The 3428-nt window shown below is 63.6% G+C and carries 5 protein-coding genes; 4 read left to right on the forward strand and 1 reads right to left on the reverse strand.

Going from position 1 to position 3428, the window contains the following annotated elements; genetic code table 11:
* From EOA29_RS22195 to EOA29_RS22205, 3 genes are all read left to right on the forward strand, one after another.
* On the forward strand, positions 1 to 425 hold a 425-nt coding region (locus tag EOA29_RS22195; protein ID WP_127221538.1), incomplete at its 5' end, for an aldehyde dehydrogenase family protein.
* Positions 426 to 751: 326 nt separating this feature from the next.
* Positions 752 to 1057, forward strand: a complete 306-nt coding sequence (locus EOA29_RS22200; protein ID WP_126091392.1) for a hypothetical protein — start codon at positions 752 to 754, stop codon at positions 1055 to 1057.
* A gap of 215 nt (positions 1058 to 1272) precedes the next feature.
* Entirely contained in the window at positions 1273 to 1590 is a 318-nt protein-coding gene (locus EOA29_RS22205) for a hypothetical protein (protein WP_126091393.1), read from the forward strand.
* 31 nt (positions 1591 to 1621) lie between these two features.
* Here the strand turns inward: EOA29_RS22205 and EOA29_RS22210 are convergent, their stop codons facing one another.
* Entirely contained in the window at positions 1622 to 2326 is a 705-nt protein-coding gene (locus EOA29_RS22210; protein ID WP_245464849.1) for a GntR family transcriptional regulator, read from the reverse strand.
* Positions 2327 to 2395: 69 nt separating this feature from the next.
* Here EOA29_RS22210 and EOA29_RS22215 point away from each other — a divergent pair, with 69 nt between their 5' ends.
* Entirely contained in the window at positions 2396 to 3289 is an 894-nt protein-coding gene (locus tag EOA29_RS22215; protein WP_126091394.1) for a dihydrodipicolinate synthase family protein, read from the forward strand.
* The last annotated feature ends 139 nt before the right edge of the window (positions 3290 to 3428 follow it).

Consider the following 3428-nt stretch of genomic DNA (forward strand, 5'->3'; position numbering starts at 1 on the left):
GCTATGAGAACGGCTACTATATGGGTGGCTGCCTGTTCGACAACGTGACGGCCGACATGCGCATCTACAAGGAGGAGATCTTCGGGCCGGTGCTCTCGGTGGTGCGCGCGCCGCGTTACGAGGATGCGATCAAGCTTGCCAACGACCATGAGATGGGCAATGGCGTCGCCATCTTCACCCGCGACGGCGACGCCGCGCGTGACTTTGCTTCCAGGGTCCAGGTCGGCATGGTCGGTGTCAACGTGCCGATCCCGGTGCCGATCGCCTACTACACCTTCGGCGGCTGGAAGGCGTCGTCCTTCGGCGACCTCAACCAGCATGGCCCCGACGCGTTCCGCTTCTACACCAAGACCAAGACGGTCACCTCGCGCTGGCCGTCCGGCATCAAGGACGGAGCCGAGTTCGTCATCCCGACGATGAACTGACCGGACAATCAGTTCTGGGAAAGCGCGGTGCAAACCGCGCTTTCTTTTTGTGGACCTTCGGAGGAAGGCCATGTGGCCTTCTCATCCACATAACGCGCAAATTTGTTGTGATGGCCGGTCGACAGTCCCGGCGAGGCGCAGCTTTAAGCACATGGATTCCGGCGCGGCACAGCCAGGAAGCATCCGCACATCCTAATAATTCCGTCGCCGTGTGATGGAACCAACAGACCACCATCCGCCTTAGGCTGTATTCCTGCCATGCGTGCAGGCCAATCAAACAGCGCCGGTGGCAGCCGGGGTTCTCGTCTGGCGCGAGGAGGTGTCAGATGACACGATTTCTTATGGCGACGATATGCCTTGCGGCGGTTGCGATGCCTGGCGGGGCCGTTCAGGCCGATGCGGCCGCGCAATGCGCACCACGGGCCGACATCATCAAGGCGCTCGGCGACAAGTTCCACGAGAGCGAGGCCGGGCGTGGGCTGATCAATCCGAACGTCGTGCTCGAGATTTTCGTATCCGACCAGGGCAGCTGGACCGTGCTGGCCTCCGATACCAAGGGCCAGAGCTGCATCCTGTCCGTCGGCGAAGGCTGGGACAGCCCGACGATCAACGCGGCATTGCCAGGCGCCTGAGTGAAGCCGACAAGATGCCCTCCAGAAGCGCCGCTTGTTTACGGGGCGCGGCTTCACCATATCGAATCCAGGGAGCGATAAATCTCCCTGCGACAGACCGGAAACCAGAAGGAGTGACGTGATGAAGACGTCGGACCCGGCCTGGAGCGTTCCGGCACGCTGAGGCGGCCAAATGTGCCTCCCTTGCCGGAATGCGAAGGCGAAGGAGGTGCCCCATGGCACGCGAATTTTCGTTTCGATGGGTCAAGCTGGCGGCAGTCGGCGCCATGTTGGCGCTGTCCGCATTCCCGGCGCAGGCGCAAGTCATCTGTGGCGGCCATACCTATCTGGTCGCCAGGCTGGCAGAAGCATTCGAGGAGAAGCGGCTCGGCTATGGCGTAGCCGGAGAGGTCGCCGTCTTCGAGTTGTTTGTGTCAGAGAGCGGAACCTGGACCATCCTGATGACCGACGTTAAGGGCCAGAGCTGCATCCTGGCCGCGGGCGAGGGATGGGAAGACACGCTGGCCACCCCGGTCAGACAGCCGGGCGGCTGAGCCGCCCGGAGCAAGTCCAGAACCATTCTGCTTATCGCGTAGCCGCCACCTCGGCATGACCGCGCAGCAGCGCCATCAGCTTCTCGGCGTCCCTGGCGGCGGCTTCCTCGTCGCCATCGAGGATCGAGCGGATCAGCGCGACATGGTGCTCGGCCGATTCAGCGAGGCCGGTATCCGCCTTGTAGCGGAACCAGAAGCGGCGGCTGTGCGTCTGCAGGGGGGCCGCCACACGAGCCGCGAACGGATTGTCGGCGGCGATCGCCAGCGCCTCGTCGAGCTGCTTGTCGGCCTGGATGAAGGCAAGCACGTTGCCGGAGATCACAGCCTTCTGCATGGCAAGGGCCGCCTCGTGAAAAAGGTCGGCAGCCTCGCGGGTGACGAAGCGGGCGGCGGAGCGGGCAAGCACCACCTCGACGCCGCGCCGGGCGTCAAGCACGCGCAGCCAGTCGCCGGGGTGAAGCGGCGCGACCGCGATGCCGGCGCGGGGCCTGACGTCGAGCAAGCCCTCCCAGGCCAGCCGCTGGATCGCCTCGCGAACGGGAGTGCGGCCGAAGCCCAGCCGCTCGATCAACGCTCCCTCGGTGACGAAGCTTGCGGGGGCCAGTTCGAGGGTCACGATCATGTGCTCCAGCGCACGGTAGGCCTTGGTCGCAACCGGCTCGAAGGCCGCGCTGGTCTCGATGGATATCAAAGGGGATATCAATGGGCAGCTCCTGATATATTTTTTATATATCATAATGGAATCCGTGTTGACAGCCTGTTTCTTAATAAATATACCGCTGATATATCAGATGGAGAACTAACCATGTGGGCCGGAGTCTTCCCCGCAGTCACGACCAAATTCACCGCCGACGACCGTCTCGACCACGCCGAGATGGAGCGCTGCTTTGGCCTGCAGATTGAGGCCGGCTGCGACGGCATCATCGTCTGCGGTTCGCTCGGCGAAGGGCCGATGCTGTCGCATGACGAGAAGATCGAGGTGCTGAAGACGGCGCAGAAGGTCGCCGGCAAGAAGCCCGTGCTTTTGACCGTCAACGAGCCCGGCACGCGCGAGGCGGCCAGCATCGCGCGCCGCGCCGCCAGGGAAGGCGCCAACGGCCTGATGGTGGTTCCTAGTCCGATCTACCACACCGACCGCCAAGAGACGGTAGCTGCCCTTCGCGCGGTCGCCGAAGCCGGCGACCTGCCGGTCATGATCTATTCCAACCGGCTCGCCTATCGCGTCGACGTAACCGTCGACCTGATGGAGGAACTGGCGTCGGACAAACGCTTCGTCGCCATCAAGGAATCCTCCGACGACATCCGCCGCTCGACCGAGATCATCAACCGCCTCGGCGACCGCTACGATCTCTTCACCGGCGTCGACAACCTCGCTTTCGAGGCGCTGTCGGTCGGCGCCATCGGCTGGGTTGCCGGTCTGGTCACCGCCTTCCCGCGCGAGACCGTTGCCATCTACCGGCTGATGAGAAAAGGCCGCCGCGAGGAGGCGCTGAAGATCTATCGCTGGTTCCGCCCGCTGCTCGACCTCGATGTCTCGACCTATCTGGTCCAAAACATCAAGCTTGCCGAAGTGCTGGCGATCGATACCAATGACCGCGTTCGCATGCCGCGCCAGCCGCTGTCGGGCGAGCGCCGCAAGGCGGTGGAAAAGATCGTCAGGGATGCGCTGGCCGTGCGGCCGGAACTGCCGGCGTTTTGATTGGCTTTCTTCTCCCCGTTCACGGGGAGAAGACGGCGGAAGGCGGATGAGGGGCAGCGCCAACGTGCAGGGGAATTCCAAATCTTCAGAAGAGGGGCGCCACCCCTCATCCGCCCCGCGGGCGCCTTCTCCCCGGGAA

The sequence above is a fragment of the Mesorhizobium sp. M1E.F.Ca.ET.063.01.1.1 genome, assembly GCF_003998155.1.
Lineage (GTDB): Bacteria > Pseudomonadota > Alphaproteobacteria > Rhizobiales > Rhizobiaceae > Mesorhizobium.